The sequence below is a fragment of the Pirellulales bacterium genome, from assembly GCA_019636345.1.
Classification (GTDB): Bacteria; Planctomycetota; Planctomycetia; order Pirellulales; family Lacipirellulaceae.
This window is the reverse complement of the sequence record JAHBXQ010000001.1, coordinates 577,314-591,801: the sequence shown is the minus strand read 5'-3', so window position 1 is coordinate 591,801 and position 14,488 is coordinate 577,314. Positions and strand designations below refer to the sequence as shown.

The window sequence follows — 14,488 nt, the reverse complement described above, 5'->3', positions numbered from 1 at the left end:
CAGGCAACCCGATTTTCGCGCCCTTCTGCACGTCTCGCGGTTCCCAAGAACTGCCAATAACCGCGCAGGGTTCGTCAGTCGTTCACTTTCCCGCCGCTTCTTTCGCCAACTCCGCAAACGCCGCGTTCCACTTCGTGCCGCCGAGGTCGGGGTAGAGGTTCTTCATCGCTTCGACGCTCTGCCGAACGGTGGCCAATTGTTTGGCCCGTTCATCGCCCGCGGCAAGCATGGCCGCTTCGAGCCGCGCCCGGGCGGCGTTGTAGCGGGCGTCGAAAAACACGTCGGCAAGCTGCGCCGCGCGAGGGGAGTCGGCGCCTTTGGTGCGCAGCTCAAGCCGGCGCGCCCCCTCGACCGTCTTGGCCAGCTTGAGCCACCCCCAGACGAGGTTCGTCCCTTGTGCTTGCGGCTGGTCGCCGTGGATCGACCGCTCAAGCGGCCCCGCGTTCCCCTCGGCGATCCCCTGTTCCATGAGCGTCCGCGCCGCCGCCTGTTGCACGTCGAGTTGGCTCGTCCGCTCGGCAAGCACTTGGCCGTAGGCGGTCATCGCCTCGTCGAACTTCCCCTGGCCGCGCAGGCAATCGCCCAAAAGTTTCTGGAACTTGATCAGCTCGCCGACCGGCGGGGCGTCCGCGCCCCCCTTGTCCGCCGCCGCGAGCAACGCCCGGTACGCCGCCTCGGCCTGGGCGAAGTAAGGCGCCGCGTCCTTGCCGGTGAGCCCCTCGCCGAGCTGCTGGCTGGTTTGCGCCAGCCAGAGCTGCGTTTGCCAGTTCGCCGAGTCGGCGCCTTCGCTCGCGCGCTTGAGCAACTCCTCGAACGCCCCGGCGAGCGTACGCGCCCGATCGGCGAATCCCGCGGCCTGCAAATCCTTGAGCCGCCGCTGCAACTGCACCCCCAGCCCGACGTACAACCGCGTCAACTTCGCTCGGGCTTCGGGACCGTCGCCGTTCGCCTCATCGAGCGCAGCCATCATCGCCAAGGCCTGCTCGCGTTGCGGAGGCTCGACGAACAGGTACGCGCTGAGGGCCGTCTTGTACGCCTCCTCGACAAAGCGGGGATTCGCCGCGGCGTCGGCCCTCGCGGCGATCAGCGCAAGCGCGCCGAATTGCTTGTTCTCCAACACGTCGAGCGCCCCCCGCGCATCCCCGGCGACTTGCCGCAACTGGGCGAGCGACAACAGCGCGGCCGCCGTCGCGGGGGTCGGGGAGTGATTCGACCCCAGCGCTTTGAAGCCGTTTTGCAGCATCGTTTCGGCCCGCTCCCGAAGCGCGGCCGTCTCGGGCGCCGCGGCGTTCGGGCCCGCGGCCGCGCCGCAGTACTTGGCCCACAGCGACGCTCCCAGGCTCAGCTCGGCGGCGGCGCGACTCGCCTCGGGAAGCCGCGCCAGCAGGTTCTCCGCGGCCTCAAGGTCTTCGCCCCGCAGCGCCTGGGCGACCAACATCGTCGTCGCCGCCGCAGCATCGTCCGATTGCGGCCACTTGGCAGCAATCAACTCGGCGAGTTGCGTCAACTCCGCGGCCAGGAACTCGCTCGGCTGTTCGCCGGCGGCAGCTTGGGCGTTTTGCAGTTTCTCAAACGCTCGCAGCGCCACGCCCGCCCCGCCCGCGGCGTATTGGCTGTCGGGATGCATCCGCGCCAGATTCGACCCCAGCACGGCCGCGTCGTGCCACTGCCCCTCTTCCCAGTAGAGCCAGCAGAGGTAGTAGCGAGCCGCGTTGACGTCGTCGATCGGCGTCGCCCGATCGGCCAGCCCGAGCGCCTGTTGCAGGTACTCCAAGGCCGCCTGTTGATGCTCGGCGGCTTGCTCCTGGAGCTCGCCGACCGCCTCGGGATTGTTCTGCTCGGCGAGCTTGGCCGCGAGATTCGACGAATTCATCTGTTCCACCGCCTCGCGCCCCGCGGCAAGCGCCTCGGCGAACGTGCGAACCTCTTGCCGCTTCGGTGCGCGGTCCCCCAGCGAGGCCATGAGCATCCGCGCCGGGCGCTGCATCGGGCCTGCAGCGCGTATGATCTCGGTCAGCCCGGAGCGCGCCTCGGTCTTCAGCCGCTTCGCCTCGTTGTCCTTGTCGCCGAGCTCCTCGGCCTTCGCGAGCCGGGCGCGGCTGAGCTCGTACGCAACTCCCTGCCACTCGGGCCGCGTGCGCTCCCCCGCTTGCGCTCGCTGCAGCCAGTCGGCCGCGTCGAGGATCGCCGTGTCGTACTTCCCGACGGCAACGAGGCACTCGGTGCGGTACTGGTGCGCGCGGGCTTGCCACCTTCGCCACTCAGGGTTTTGCGTCGGCAAGCCGACGACCGCCTCGTACGCTCCCAGGGCCTTGTCGAAATCCCCCCCCAACTGGTGGCAACGTCCCTGGTAGTACTGGCTGGAAAACCCGACCGTGCTCGATCGATATTCCTCGGCCAACTCGCGGAAGGTCTTCAGCGCCGAGGCGATCGCAGCCGTCGCGGGACGCGATTTGGGGGTCTCAAACCGCGCGGATTCGAACTGGGCGAGCCCGACGAGGAATCGTCCCTCGGCCAGTCGGGCGGTCAGCGTAGCGCGAAGTTCGCTCGCCTCGGACCCCACCGCCGCGGCGGCCGCCTTGGGGAGGTCCGCCAACCGGCGCGAACATGCGTCGACCAGTTCACGGGCCGCGTCCCCGCAAGCTTCGTACGCCTGGCGCGCGGCGGTTGCGGCCAGGGCGTTTGCCGTGGGCGATCTCGATTTCTCCGCATCTGCCCCGATCGCCTGGGCCTGATCGAATCGCAAGTACGCCAACTGCCTTAGCGCGTCGATCGCCTGCTCGGCCTGCGGCCGGGCTGCGGCGAACGCGGCCAGATCCTCGGCCGCCCGCTGAAGGGCCGCGTCGCGCTGGCTCCGCGACACGCTCTGCCGCGACTGGGCGACCAGGGCCGTCGCGCGGAAATAGGGAGTTAGCGAGAGAAAATCCCGCGAAACCGTGGGTTGCTGGGCCGCCCAATCGAGATACGCGACCGCCGTGTCGTCCCACCCCCGCTTGTTGAGCGCCTCGACGAACCGGGCGTCGACATCGGCTCCGATAGCCGGGTGCGGCGCCGCGGCGACCGTGGCGAAGAGGGCCGACGCCAGGACGAGGCCCAAAATCTCCCCCCGGCAGCGGATCGACAGCTTAGTCACAGGGCGCATCCAGGCGTGACAGGAAAGCGGACAGGGAGCGGGCTCGCGACGATCGACGGACGGCGACGCCCCGAGACGCCGGCGCACACGGGGATCGCCCCCCTGCGTGGGCGCGCCACGGCACGAGAAGATGCTTCGCTGTTCCAGGCCCATTCTAACGCCTGCTGGCGCCGGGACCAACAATCGCTCCGCGGTCGCGGCCCCCTGCCGCGGCCGAACCAGGGCGACCTGGGCGGCTCTTGCCGGTTAGGCAAGTCGCCGAGCGAACGTTCCCGACGGGCGTCCCAGCGGGAGGCTCGGCGACCCCTGCGCCTCTCCGAGAGACATCGGGAGTCGACAGCATGCAGCGACTTTGCGGATTTCCTGGATCCTCTGGGCGAACGCCGCAAGAGCCTTGTCCTAAAATCGCCCCGAGACTAGCATATCGGTGTTCAGGTCCGCCTGGATCGCAAGCGTCCCTGCGACCGTCTTGTTCGAGTTCTCCGATGTTCCGCTCGTATTGTCGCCCTGTCGTCGCCTCCGCCGTGGCGGCGTATGCGCTGGCGGCGATCGCGGGGTTGGAACTCCACTCGCTCACCCACCGCCACGCCGGCTCGGCCGGCGTCGCCGAGGCGACGCACGATTGCGGGTGCGGCCACTGTCACGCCCAGCCCGCGCCCCAGGCCGCTCCTGCCGAGAGCGGCTCGGCGGCTGCTAGTTCCCCCGCACCAGGGGCCGACTCCTGCGAGGGACACTGCGCCGTTTGCGCCGGGCTTCACTCGCTGCGGCTCGGCCGCACGCTCGCGGCGCCCCTTGAAATCGCGACCGCCGGCTCTGCTCCGGCTTTTCTCGTCGCCGATGTATTCGACGTGCCTCACGTCGTCGTCGCCACCGACGCGCGCGGCCCTCCGGTCTGCTGAGAGCGCGCTGCGTCTGTCGATTCTTCCCCCTGCGCATGCGCGGCGGGCGTTGGTCGGCGTTCTTTCCGCCCCCGAGCGAGACTTATTCTGTCGTCGGCGACGCGCACGCGTCCCGATCCTGACGTCACGCTCAGCAGCGGACATCCTACGTGGTCGGTTCGGCGAGGAGCTTGCGCCCATGCGCACGCGATCGGCGTTTACGCTTGTGGAACTGTTGGTGGTGATCGCCGTCATCGGCGTGCTCATCGGTCTGCTCCTCCCCGCGGTGCAGGCGGCGCGGTCCGCTGCGCGGCGCATGGAGTGCAGCAACAACATGCGGCAGATCGGGCTGGCGATTCACCAGTACGCCGACACGCACCGCGGGCGGTTTCCGCACTTCGCCCACGACCACGACAAGAGCGAGTCGTGGATCTACTCGCTCGCCCCCTGGATGGAGAACGTCGACGACATCCGGCTTTGCCCCGAGGATTACGAGCGCCTGGAGCGCGCCCAAGATCCGTTGTACCCGGGGACAAGCTACGCGATGAACGCCTTCCTCGCCGAGCCGGAGCCCCCGGTCACGCTCCCCAACGGGCGCGTGGTCGAGGTCTCGCCGCCGGGAATGATCGCCAGCCTGTACGACCTCCCTTCGACCCACCAGACGATCGTCATGTTCGAGGTCCGCACCAGCGTCGCGGACGTCACCTTCGACCATGTCGAATCGACCGACTGGTTCAAGGAGGAGCACCTCCGCAACAACGCGACGCGGGCCGTCTACAACCGGGTGAAACAGGACCTCGCCCTGGATCGGCATCACGGCACGGCGGCCAACTATCTCTATGCCGACGGCCATGTCGGGGCGATCGACTCGAGTCAGATCGCCGGTTGGTGCGACGAGGGCTTCGACTTCGCCAAGCCGCCGCAATAAGCGGCGGCGGATCGTCGCGGCGATCCGCGCGAAAGGTCGTTTCTGACGCAAGCGCGCATTACGGCGTCGGTATGCACCGGCCGCTTTCGGGCGGCTGTGCGCCGGGGCCGCGCCGGTCGGTTCCTGCGCCTCCGCGACACGGGAACCGGCGCAACCCCCTCGCACCCCGGACGACTACGTTCATCACCTGTTCTTCAACTGGAGTCGATCTCACAATGAACTCACGCTTCCTTTTTTCGTACGCTCCTCGGTCCGCCTCCCGCTTCGCCGGCATTTTCGTCGCCCTCGCGGCGGCGCTTGTCGCCGGCTCGGCGTCCGCTCATAGCGATGTGCTGCTGGTCAACGTCGGCGGCAAGGCGACGATCGGCGCCGCGGAAGACATCGGCGGCCCCGGTCAATCGTTCGACCTCGACGCAAAGGTGTTCGAGGGGATCCTCCTGGCCGGCGGTTTGCTGCCCCCGCATCTGGCGAAGGATTTCGAAGGGGACGAACCCGGGTTCTTCGCTCTCGACGCCGTCGCCGGGGGGGCCGACCTGTCGACCCTGGGGGCGGCGGCCCTCCCCGCGGGCGCCGGCGTCAGTATCAGCCTCACGAGCTTCTCGCTCGGCGGCGGAGCCGGGGAGGTCCTCTACTGGAGCGGCGTCGGCGCACCTGCGTTCGAGCCGGTCGCCGCCGGGATCACGTTCGGGTTCGAGCCGGCGCTGAACTTCGGCACGACCGGCGCCGGGGGCTCGCTCGACGCTCATCCCATCTATCAGCTCGACGACGGCGTCGCCGGCAAACCGACTGACGGCGTCTACGTGATCGCCCCGTCGATCAGCGTGGCCGGGCTCGGGTCCTCGGATCCGTTCTATCTGGTTCTGCTGGTCGATCAGTTGATTGTGAGCGAAGACGACGCCGAAGAGCTTGAGGAGGCGCTCGAAGCGTACCACGAAGGACTCGCTCCCGACGCCATGTTCGGCGGCAAGAACTTCGCCTTTTACGAGGAAGCGGTCGAATTCGTCGAGGAAGCCGTCGACGTCCCCGAACCTGCCGCTCTGGCCCTGGCCGCAACGGCTCTCGCCTGGGGCGCAATCGGCCTCCGCGGGCGCCGCCAGGACTGAGCGACGATCGGCTCAAGCGCCGGGCGAGACGCCATGCGTCTCGCCCGGCAGGGGCCCTGGCATGTCAACGATCCTCAAGCTTCCACTCGACTCGCCCCGCACGACGACCATCATGACCAGCAATTTTCGACGACGAATCCGACCGCGCTTGTTTCACCGCTTGCTGACGTCGATCGGGATTCTGGCGGCAGGCTCCGCGTGGGCTGCCTCCGACATGAACGTCCAATCGATCGACGGAAGACTCGCGACAGGCGAAGGCGAGTTTGACGCCGGCCCCTGGGCCGGTCCGGCGCGGGCGTTCAGCGCGTTTCTGTCGAGCCAGTACTTCACGACCGACCCAGGTTGGAACGCCCTCGGGGCCGGGTCGCCTGCCTTGCCGGCGGGGATCGACCCCCTGGCCCCGCAGACCGATCTCTCCTGGGACTACCTGCCGGGAAAAATCGGCGGCGTCGCAGCGAACATCTTCTACTGGGACGGACAGGGTCCCGTTGCGTTCGGCCTCCCTCCTGGAGGGCTCCCGTATCAAATCTCGCTTCAAGCGCGCACGGGCGATTTCATCTCGACAACCGCGACTCCAGGGCTCGTCCCCGGGGGAGCGGTCGTCCGCACCAACAGCCAGGGCGGCGTCCATTCCCACCGCACCTGGGCCCTCGACGACAACGACGGCTCGCTGGAGACCGACCCTGCCGACGGGATCTATTTGGCCGCCGTCCGGTTGCGGATGGAGGGGTTCGACCGCTCGGCCCCCGCCTTCGTGCTGTTCGCTACGCCTGCCGTCTCGCTGGCCGCCGTGGGCGACGCGGTCGTCTGGACCCATACGAACGCCGAGTCGCTTGTCCCCGACTTTGCGGCGGACTTCAACGGCGACCTCGCGGTCGACGGCTTTGACTTGGCCGTCTGGCAAAGCGGCTACGGACTGGCCGGCGCCGCCGCGCTGCAGGTCGCCGGGGACGGCACGTTCGACGCGACCGTTGACGGGGCCGACTTCCTCGCCTGGCAGAGGCAGCACGGCTCGACCCTGGAGACGTTCGCCGGTGCGCCGGTTGCGCCGGCCGTCGCCATCGTTCCCGAGCCCTCGGCCGGGCCAATGTTCTTCGGTTTGGCGACTTTTCTGGTCTTCCTCGCCAGGGCGATCTCGGGACCACACCGAATCGCTGCCGAGTGACGATTCCGGGGCGTTTTTCGCACGAACGCCGTTGCAGTCGGCAGCTCTCAGCCGGTGCTAGCGGGGTCGCATTGGGGTTGCCTCGCCGCCGGCGATCCGGTCGAATACGCCCGAATTGGGACCACCCCCCTCACCCCGCCGCCGTCCCACGCCCGACACGTGACCCCATAAGGAACGATCAGGATGATTCGTTCTCTGGCATCAAGCTGGAATGACCGCAGGATGCGAACGTTTGCTTGGACGACATGGGTCGTCTTGACTCTGCCCGGTCGGCTCGTCGCGGCTGAACCCGCGGCCCCTCCGGCCGAAGCCCCCGACGTCTCAGCAGCCCTCGAGCCCGCCGAAAAGCAGATCATCGGCGCCACCGCGGCGATCAAGGTCGTCGACGGGGGGCTCACCTTCCCGGCCCGGGTCGACACGGGCGCCACAACCACTTCGCTCCATGTCGAGGAGTGGTCGATCGAAGACCCCTCGGAGACCATGGCCGAGAACGTCGGCAAGGTCATTCGGTTCTGCATCAAGAACCACGAGGGGCAAATTGAGTGGCTCGAGCGCAAAATCGTCGAGTTATCGACGATTAAGACCTCGGTTCAGGAGGAGCAACGGTACAAGGTGAACATCACCCTGTCGTACCGCGGGGTCGAGAAGAAGGTCCTCGTGTCGCTCAAAGACCGCTCGCACATGGAGTACCCGCTGCTGCTGGGTCGCAACTTTCTGGAAGGGAACTTCGTGGTCGACGTCGCGAAGAGCCCCCGACTCGACCCGCGCAAGCTGCGAAAGTCCAAAGGCCAACAGCGCAGCTAATTCGCCGGCGAAATCCCCCGAAAACCGCTCCGGGAAGGGCGCCCAGGTCCGTGCGGGGGTTGCTCGCCAATCGCCAGGAATCGCCGTAACCGATTGCCAGGAAATGCCTTGCAACGATCTTACTGCGTTGCGCATCGGGCGGTCGCCCGCAGCGGGGCGAATACAGGGGGAAAAGGACCGGTTTCTTCGGCTACAATGTCCCGGCGGCGGCTGCCCGCCCCGGGTTACCCTCGTGGCGGCGCGGCGATGGTCCGTCCCACCCCGAGATTCTGACGCATGGCGATTCTTGCCCGCCCGCTGCCGACTGACGATTCCCCTGCCGCTTCCCGTCGCTCTCCCCTCCGCTGGGCGATTTGGGGCGTCGTCCTCACGCTGGCCGTCGCGGTTTACGCGGTGCGGCAGATGCCGAACTTGCTAGGCGATCGGCCGGTCCGCGTCCTGGGCGCCACGGAGGTCGTCGAGCAGGTCGACGAACAGCTCTCGTTCACCGCCCGGGTCGATACGGGGGCGAACACCTGCTCGGTCCACGCCAGCGAGTGGTCGATCCAGGACGAGGCCGAGGCGATGGTCGACAACGTGGGCAAGATCATCCGGTTCTGCATCGACAACGGGGAAGGGGGGATCCGGTGGGTCGAGCGGCAAATTGTCGAGTTGGCGACGGTCAAGACCTCCGTCGGGGAGGAGCCCCGGTACAAGGTCTACATGACCCTCCGCTGCCAGGGGGTCGAGAAACGCGTGCTCGTGTCGCTCAACGATCGGTCGCAGATGCAATACCCGCTGCTCATCGGGCGCAACTTCCTGGCGGGCGACTTCCTGGTCGACGTCGGCTGGTAGGAGCCGAGTTTCGGAACCCGTCGGCGCGACCCGCTCAAGCGGACTGCGCCGGAACTGCGGTCCTCTGTATCGCACGGCACACGAAGCGCCGTGAAGCGACCTGCGACCCGCGAATCGGCCCGGCTATAATGGGGTTAACTCCGATGAGGCCCGGCTCCTCGTCGACGGCTTCGTGCTCGTCCCCGTTCCCTCCTTTGCCCCTTCCATGAACGCCACCCGCTCCTCCCGCGCCGGATCGCCTTCGCGCTCCGGGTTCGTGCTCTACCTCATGATCGCGCTGCTTGCGCTCGTGGCGGCTGTCGGCGGGGTGTGGACCCTCTCAGGAACGAAGGCGAAGGACTACTCGGGCGTCATTCGGCATGTCGTCGGTCGAAGCGATTTTCTGCTGTCGGTCACCGAGCGGGGCGAGCTCGAATCGGGCGGCGTCACCGAGATCCGCTCCGAAGTGAAATCCAAGAACGCCGCCGGGTTCGCGATCCTGCGGCTGGTCCCCGAGGGGACGGACGTGGAACCGGGCGACTTCCTGGTGCAACTCGATTCGTCCTCGCTCGAGGAAGAACGAACCACTCAGAAGATCGCGGTCAACAACGCCAAGGCGCTCGTCGTCGAAGCCCACAACGTTTACGAGACGGCGGTCATCGCCGAGAAGGAATACTTGCAGGGGACCTACATCCAGGAACGGCAGACGATCCAAAGCGAGGTCTTCGTCGCCGAGGAAAACCTCAACCGGGCGAAGGAATACGTCGCCTACAGTTCGCGGCTGGCGGCCAAGGGCTACGTGAACGACCTGCAACTGCAGGCCGACAAGTTCGCCGTCGAGAAATCTCAGAAGGAACTCGACGCCGCCCACACGAAGCTCCGGGTGCTCGACGAGTTCACCAAGGAGAAGATGGTCAAGCAATTTGAAAGCGACATCATCATCGCCAAGGCTAAGTGGGAAGCGGAGCAGAACAGCTTCGAGCTGGAAACGCAGAAACTCAAGGACATCGAGGACCAGATCGCCAAGTGCACGATCACCGCCCCCAAAGCGGGAGTCGTGACGTACGCCCACAAACGCGAGGGCTTCGGCAACAACAGCGAATTCATCGTCCAGGAAGGCGCCGAGGTTCGCGAGCGGCAGGTCCTCATTCGGCTCCCCGACCCCACGTCGATGCGAGTGTCGTTCCTGGTCAACGAATCGCTGGTGAAGTACGTCGGCAAAGGGATGCCCGCGGCAGTCTCCCCCGTCGGACTCGACAAGAAGTACAAAGGCAAGGTCGCCAGCGTCAACCAGTACGCCGAGCCGACCGGCTGGCGAAAAGCGAACGTCAAGGAATACCGCGCTTACGTGGCGATCGACGATCCGGGGCCCGAATTGCTCTCCGGGATGACGGCGTCGGTCACGGTGCGGTGCGAATCGATTGACGACGCGCTGCAGGCGCCCGTGCAGGCGGTCTTTCCGCACGGGCCCGACATGTTCTGCCTCGTGCTCCGCGGCAACGAGTGGGACCTCCGCAAGGTGAAGACCGGTCCGACGAACGACAAGTTCTTCGTCGTCGAGGACGGGCTCGCCGAGGGACAGCAGATCGTGATGAACCCGCGGCAGTACTTGAACGAAGTGACGTTGCCCCCGCTGCCGCAGGAATTGAAGCGCCCCGGCCCCCCGGGGATGCCCGAGGCGCCGGGGCTCGCGGAACCAAGCTCGTCCGAAGCGCCGCAAAGCCCGGTCGGCCGACCGGCTGAGGGGAGCGCCGCAGCTTGACCGCCCGCGGCCGTCAAGTTTTGGCCGTCACGCGAACGTCCGCCGGCGCCGCGAACGTTCGCCGTTCTTGATTCTCACGCCCGACCACGCCGCGCGCTCATGCCCGCTCTCGCCGCCAGTATTCGCGACCTCCACAAGGACTACGTCCTGAGCGGCGAGACGGTCCACGCGCTCCGCGGGGTGTCGTTCGACGTCCCCGAGGGGGATTACATCTCGATTATGGGCCCGTCGGGGTCGGGCAAAAGCACGCTGTTGAATCTGCTGGGGTGCCTCGACCGGCCGACGCGCGGCAACTTCCTGTTGGGGGACGACGACGTCGCCCAGATGAGCGACGATCAACTCGCCGACACTCGGGCGACGCGGATCGGGTTCGTGTTCCAATCGTACAACTTGCTGCCGGCGCTGACGGTCGTCGAAAACATCGAGGTGCCGCTCTACTACAGCGGTCGGCTCTCGCGTGAGTCGCGCCAGAAGTGCATTGATCTGGCAAAGCTCGTTGGGCTCGGTTCCCGGCTCGATCACCGGCCAAGCCAACTTTCCGGCGGTCAGCAACAGCGCGTCGCGATCGCCCGCAGCCTGGTCAACGACCCCCGATTCATGCTCGCCGACGAACCGACGGGGAACCTCGACTCGACGACCACGAACGAAATCCTCGACCTTCTCGCCTCGCTGAACGCCGAGGGACGGACCATCATCCTCGTGACCCACGAAAACGAGGTCGCCCACCGCACCGCCCGCACGATCTGGCTGCGCGACGGCAAAATCCTCACGGACGAACGCCGCCAGGAAGACTCTCGACTGTCGGCCGTCGGCGGCTGACGGGGACGGGAGTCGACCTCCCGCTGGTCCGCTGCCTCAATCGACCCTCTCCAGATCAAGACAACTCCCGACTCGTTCAATCTCTCCGCGATGACCCGCTGGTGGCGTACATTCCGACTGAGCGTCAAGAGCTTGCTCTTGCATCCGCTGCGCTCCGCGCTGACGGTGCTGGGCATCTTCATCGGGGTGTGCGGCGTCATCTGGCTGCTGGCAATCGGCGAAGGGATCGGCCGCGCGGCCGAGGAACAGATCGCCGACCTGGGCGCCCGCAACATCATCGTCCGCACCGTGAAGCCCTCGGCAGACGAGTCGGTCGACTCCGGCTACGGGCTCACGCGGGCCGACTACGAGCGGCTCAGGGAGACCGTGCCGACGATCAAGCGGGCGCTCCCCATCCGCACGATCACCTGCGAACTCCGGAACCGCACCCGCAAGCGCGAGGGCCGACTGGTCGGCTGCACCCCTGACTACGCCGAAGTGACCCGGCTGGTCGTCGCCGAGGGTCGCTTCCTGACCGAATCCGACGGCATCGAGGAACGCAACTACTGCGTCCTGTCGGCCGAGAACGCCCAGGCGTTGTTTCCCGTCGGCAATCCGATCGGGCAGCAAATGATGATCGAGGAGGAGTTCTACACCGTCGTCGGCGTGATGAAGCCGCGAATGGCCTCGGCGGGGATCGGCGGATCGTTCGCCGCGGAGGACTTCTCCGGCGACGTGTACATCCCGATCGAGACGTTTTGGCGGCGGATCGGCGACATGATCGTCGTCACCAAACCGGGCTCGTTCCAGCGCGACATCGTCGAAGTCTCGCAGATCACGCTAGAAATCGCGGAACGCGATCAGGTGATCCCCACGCGCGACATCGTCACCAATACGATCGAGCCCTACCACACGCTGCCCGACTTCCGCGTCACCGCGCCGCTGGAACTGCTGCAACAGGCCCAGACGACGCGGTTGATGTTCATGCTGTTTCTGGGCCTCATCGCCGCGGTGTCGCTGGTGGTCGGAGGGATCGGCATCATGAACATCATGCTGGCGACCGTCACCGAACGGACCCGTGAGATCGGCATCCGCCGGGCCCTGGGCGCCAAGCGCCGCGACATCACCCAGCAGTTCCTCGCCGAAGCGGTCGTCCTGTCGGTCGTCGGCGGGCTGTTGGGGGTGCTGGGAGGATTGCTCTGCCGGCCGATCACGGCGCTGGCCCGCAACCGGCTCGAAGCTTGGTTCCCCGAGCAGATGTCGACTTTGCCCGACTTGGTGCGCAAGGTCGAGCCGCTGCTGGTCCCCTGGTCGTTCCCGCTGGCGTTCGCGATCTCGGCCATTGTCGGCGTGATGTTCGGCGTCTACCCGGCCATCCGCGCGGCGAGGCTCGACCCGATCGAGGCCCTGAGACACGAGTAGCGGAGGACGACGGGACGGGCGCCGTGGCGCCGTTGGCCTCGTCCGCTGGTCCCGCAGGCCCCCCGGCGGGCTACTTCTCCACGATCTCGAACGCCAGATCCGCCTGCCCGATCTTATTGCTCAGGTGATCGGTGATGATGATCTGCAGCGAGTACGGGCCGGGGTAAATGCGGGTCGGCAGTTCCATTTCGTACTGCATGTGGAAGTCGTGGCGACGGCTTTGGCAGACGTCCTGCACGTCCGGAAACTGCGCCCCGTCGACCCGGCGCCCCGACTCGTCGACCACTTGGTAGCTGGTGCCGAGCATGGACTCGTGCCCGGAGGCCGTCGAGCGGCTGCGAAAGTTGTCGATCTCGGCGTAGACCACGATCGACGCTCCGGGGGCGAATTTCGCATCTTTCGCGGCCTCGTACAGCCCGAAGCCGTCGACGCGGGTCACGAACGTCGCGTTCCTGACCTGCAGCGGGGCAAGCTCCGACAACCGATCGCGAGCTTCGTTCAAGTGGGCCAGCGTTGCAGCGGCGCGGGTCTTCTCGTCGCCCGGACCTTGGGCGTCGAGGTACGCCGACATCGCGAACAGTTGCTTGGACCAGAACTCCTGCTGCCCCGAACTGGCGCCCGGGATCGGCGCGAGCGCCTGCTCTTGCCGCCCGGCGAGCAACTGCAGCGTGCGAAGTCGCATGTGGTCCTGCACCTCGTCGACCGAGCGGGGAGTCGCCGCAACGTTCTGTTGGAGCTGGCGAATCGTCGCGTCGAGATCGGCCCGCCAATCGCCGCTCGGCGGAGTCGCCGAATCGGCGATCGCATAGTGAGTCGCCTGCACGACCGGGGTCGCGTGCGGCCCGTTCGGGCGGGCGGATTGGGGAAGCGTCTGCGGCGGAGGGGGGAGCGATTCGATGCGAGCGCCGGCCCCATGCTGCGACGCGGCCAACTCCAGCGCCGCGGCCTGGAGCACGCGCACGGCCGCCTCGGGCGACATGGGATCGCCCTGGTCGCTGGCGAGCGTCACGCTCGGGTCCGCGTGAAGCGCCGCGGGGCGCACCTGAGCGGTTGCTTGAGGTGCGCTGCGACCCGTCCGAGCGGTTTGGTTCGCCCGCATCCCGGCGGTTTGAACGAGCCGCTGCTCCGCGTCTTCCTGCCGCTGCTTGAGCGCCCGCTGCGAGTCGCGCTCGGCGAGTTGCTTGCGATAGGCGAGCGCCGCACGGTACTGCTCGACGATCAACCGATAATGCTCCGGCTTAGCCGATTTCAGCGATGCAAGAACCTCCTGCTCGGCCTCGGGATCGAGCTGGCCGATTTCGCGCAGCTCCTCCAACACGCCCGCGAATGCGGCGTCGGCAGAGATCGGCTCGGAGGCCGCTTGGGCCTTGGCAAGCCCCGCGCTGGCGATTCCCGCCGCGGGGGTCTGGCTTTCGTCGGCGGTCAGCGCGATCGACTCGGCCTGCCGCGACCCGGCTACGAAGGTCGGCCTCCACGAGGTCGTGCAACCCCCGACTCCTGTCAGGAGCGCCACGAGAGCGACAATGGAACGGGATGTGCGCAACGCGAGCGGTCCGGCGAGTGAGAACGATGCGAACGCAAGAGCGGAGAACGAGCCCCCCTTGCGCGGCGGAAAAGTAGCGAAATTGCAAGCGGGAAGCAAGTTCAAGCGAGGCGCGGGGGACCGCTTGCGCGAGGCGTCC

At 67.1% G+C, this 14,488-nt stretch carries 11 protein-coding genes; 9 read left to right on the top strand and 2 right to left on the bottom strand.

Annotation, left to right across the window (positions count from 1 at the left end; all coding sequences use genetic code 11):
* Positions 1-82 precede the first annotated feature (82 nt).
* On the bottom strand, positions 83-3,133 hold the full coding sequence (locus KF688_02225; GenBank protein ID MBX3424473.1) for a hypothetical protein: 3,051 nt from the start codon (positions 3,131-3,133) through the stop codon (positions 83-85).
* 485 nt (positions 3,134-3,618) lie between these two features.
* Between KF688_02225 and KF688_02220 the strand changes: the two genes are divergently transcribed.
* The 9 genes from KF688_02220 (at position 3,619) to KF688_02180 (ending at position 12,806) form a co-directional block, all read left to right on the top strand.
* Positions 3,619-4,032, top strand: coding sequence for a hypothetical protein (locus KF688_02220; protein ID MBX3424472.1), 414 nt, complete (start codon positions 3,619-3,621; stop codon positions 4,030-4,032).
* 178 nt (positions 4,033-4,210) lie between these two features.
* Complete coding sequence (locus KF688_02215) at positions 4,211-4,939, top strand: DUF1559 domain-containing protein (GenBank protein ID MBX3424471.1); 729 nt, start codon at positions 4,211-4,213, stop codon at positions 4,937-4,939.
* 215 nt (positions 4,940-5,154) lie between these two features.
* The gene (locus KF688_02210) at positions 5,155-6,042 is read left to right on the top strand and encodes a hypothetical protein (protein ID MBX3424470.1); all 888 of its coding nucleotides are present in this window, start codon (positions 5,155-5,157) and stop codon (positions 6,040-6,042) included.
* A 61-nt stretch (positions 6,043-6,103) separates the two neighbouring features.
* The gene (locus KF688_02205; GenBank protein ID MBX3424469.1) at positions 6,104-7,207 is read left to right on the top strand and encodes a hypothetical protein; all 1,104 of its coding nucleotides are present in this window, start codon (positions 6,104-6,106) and stop codon (positions 7,205-7,207) included.
* Positions 7,208-7,429: 222 nt separating this feature from the next.
* Complete coding sequence (locus tag KF688_02200; protein MBX3424468.1) at positions 7,430-8,011, top strand: RimK/LysX family protein; 582 nt, start codon at positions 7,430-7,432, stop codon at positions 8,009-8,011.
* A gap of 276 nt (positions 8,012-8,287) precedes the next feature.
* Positions 8,288-8,845 carry a RimK/LysX family protein gene (locus KF688_02195; protein MBX3424467.1) on the top strand — a complete coding sequence of 186 codons (558 nt, stop codon included), beginning with the start codon at positions 8,288-8,290 and terminating at the stop codon, positions 8,843-8,845.
* A gap of 205 nt (positions 8,846-9,050) precedes the next feature.
* Positions 9,051-10,586: an HlyD family efflux transporter periplasmic adaptor subunit gene (locus KF688_02190; protein MBX3424466.1), complete on the top strand. Its 1,536-nt coding sequence runs from the start codon at positions 9,051-9,053 to the stop codon at positions 10,584-10,586.
* Positions 10,587-10,685: 99 nt separating this feature from the next.
* Positions 10,686-11,405, top strand: coding sequence for an ABC transporter ATP-binding protein (locus tag KF688_02185; GenBank protein ID MBX3424465.1), 720 nt, complete (start codon positions 10,686-10,688; stop codon positions 11,403-11,405).
* A gap of 90 nt (positions 11,406-11,495) precedes the next feature.
* Positions 11,496-12,806 carry an ABC transporter permease gene (locus KF688_02180; GenBank protein ID MBX3424464.1) on the top strand — a complete coding sequence of 437 codons (1,311 nt, stop codon included), beginning with the start codon at positions 11,496-11,498 and terminating at the stop codon, positions 12,804-12,806.
* Between the two features lie 70 nt (positions 12,807-12,876).
* On the opposite strand, the gene KF688_02175 is transcribed toward KF688_02180, so the two are convergent.
* Complete coding sequence (locus KF688_02175) at positions 12,877-14,319, bottom strand: hypothetical protein (protein ID MBX3424463.1); 1,443 nt, start codon at positions 14,317-14,319, stop codon at positions 12,877-12,879.
* Positions 14,320-14,488 lie beyond the last annotated feature (169 nt).

Bases quoted from the DNA above. Each gene is read 5' to 3' on its own strand.
- KF688_02190 (MBX3424466.1), top strand. From the start codon at position 9,051: ATGAACGCCACCCGCTCCTCCCGCGCCGGATCGCCTTCGCGCTCCGGG.
- KF688_02200 (MBX3424468.1), top strand. From the start codon at position 7,430: ATGCGAACGTTTGCTTGGACGACATGGGTCGTCTTGACTCTGCCCGGT.
- KF688_02180 (MBX3424464.1), top strand. From the start codon at position 11,496: ATGACCCGCTGGTGGCGTACATTCCGACTGAGCGTCAAGAGCTTGCTC.
- KF688_02220 (MBX3424472.1), top strand. From the start codon at position 3,619: ATGTTCCGCTCGTATTGTCGCCCTGTCGTCGCCTCCGCCGTGGCGGCG.
- KF688_02195 (MBX3424467.1), top strand. From the start codon at position 8,288: ATGGCGATTCTTGCCCGCCCGCTGCCGACTGACGATTCCCCTGCCGCT.
- KF688_02205 (MBX3424469.1), top strand. From the start codon at position 6,104: ATGTCAACGATCCTCAAGCTTCCACTCGACTCGCCCCGCACGACGACC.
- KF688_02215 (MBX3424471.1), top strand. From the start codon at position 4,211: ATGCGCACGCGATCGGCGTTTACGCTTGTGGAACTGTTGGTGGTGATC.
- KF688_02210 (MBX3424470.1), top strand. From the start codon at position 5,155: ATGAACTCACGCTTCCTTTTTTCGTACGCTCCTCGGTCCGCCTCCCGC.
- KF688_02185 (MBX3424465.1), top strand. From the start codon at position 10,686: ATGCCCGCTCTCGCCGCCAGTATTCGCGACCTCCACAAGGACTACGTC.